Genomic DNA, 1,142 nt, shown 5'->3' with positions numbered 1-1,142 from the left:
TCTTTACGCTTTTTTTCTTCCTCAAGCTTAATTTTCAATTCAATCCTATTATTGTTCGTGATGAATGCATAACATAAAGCAATGACGATCATAACGGCCAGAATACTCAAACCAATAATAAAGAGCCGTGATGTAAATATATCTCGTTCACTCAAAGGCTCGAACCACGCCATCAATTTAAAGTGATGTTTATCCACAGGCACTTCAAAGTAAATTTTTCCGTCTACAGCCTCAGAAACGAAATAGTTCTCATCCTTATTGTGAGAAGGTGTTTTATTTATGGTATCCCATACAACCATTTCCACGTCTTTTATTTTTAGCACCATTCGGCTATAACTATCTTCGTGTTCTTGGTTAGTAAGTTGGTCAATAACAATATTCTTATTAAGATCGGCAATTAAAAAAGCAACAGGCTTTCCGGAGAACTTAACTTGCTTAATGACTTGAATGCGAACGTCATCATTGTATCGCGTCGCACAAACCTCTTCGGGATGCCCGTGTTGAGTCATTAAGGTTTGTATGTCCATTTTGTGCTCGGCAAGGTTTTCAGTTCCAGTGGTGACAATGGTGACTCCATCACTGCCTACCAGCGTGAGCTTCTTATAGATTTGGCTGCTATTAATTAGCTTACTGTCTATCTTCTCATCGAAGCGACGCTTTAAATTAATTAGACTGGCTCCTAATCCATACTCCATTGACATGCCAGAAGCTAAATTACCAAAGAATGTTTGTATTGTTTTATCTGTAGCTAGATTATCAACATCTTCACTCGCTATGGTAAATAAATTATCGAGTGTGCTTGCATAACTTTTTACTTTTAAATCTAGTTCTCTGTATTGAGATTCTTTTAACTTATTTTGACCTACGCTAGTCACAGTAATAAGCATAGCTAAGTAAATTGAAACTAATATTGCGCTTATTGTAATAAATCTTTTACTGGAAAATTTTTTAACGGCCTTATTCATCGGAGTTTCTTTTTATCTTCTATAAAGTAATCGTTATAAAAGTAGTAAATAGATGGATAGTATTTTTTTACTAGTTTTTCGTATGAACCGTCTTGTTTTATCGAGTCTAAATAACGATCAAATGCTTTGCGTAATTCAGGGGAATTTTTACGGAATGCAACAGCCATTTTTTGATTC

At 35.1% G+C, this 1,142-nt stretch carries 1 protein-coding gene and 1 pseudogene; both read right to left on the bottom strand.

Annotated elements, in window-relative coordinates; translation table 11 throughout:
• Positions 1-965, bottom strand: a pseudogene (locus tag IQR33_RS20485) (GGDEF-domain containing protein); the annotation flags it as partial.
• Positions 962-1,142: transporter substrate-binding domain-containing protein (locus IQR33_RS20480; protein ID WP_193843987.1), on the bottom strand; the 181-nt coding region annotated here is incomplete at its 5' end. The gene IQR33_RS20480 and the pseudogene IQR33_RS20485, both read right to left, overlap by 4 nt.

Source organism: Vibrio sp. OPT46 (genome assembly GCF_015163535.1).
GTDB lineage: Bacteria > Pseudomonadota > Gammaproteobacteria > Enterobacterales > Vibrionaceae > Vibrio > Vibrio alginolyticus.
Note: the sequence above shows the minus strand (reverse complement) of the source record. Positions and strands in the feature narration are given on the sequence as shown.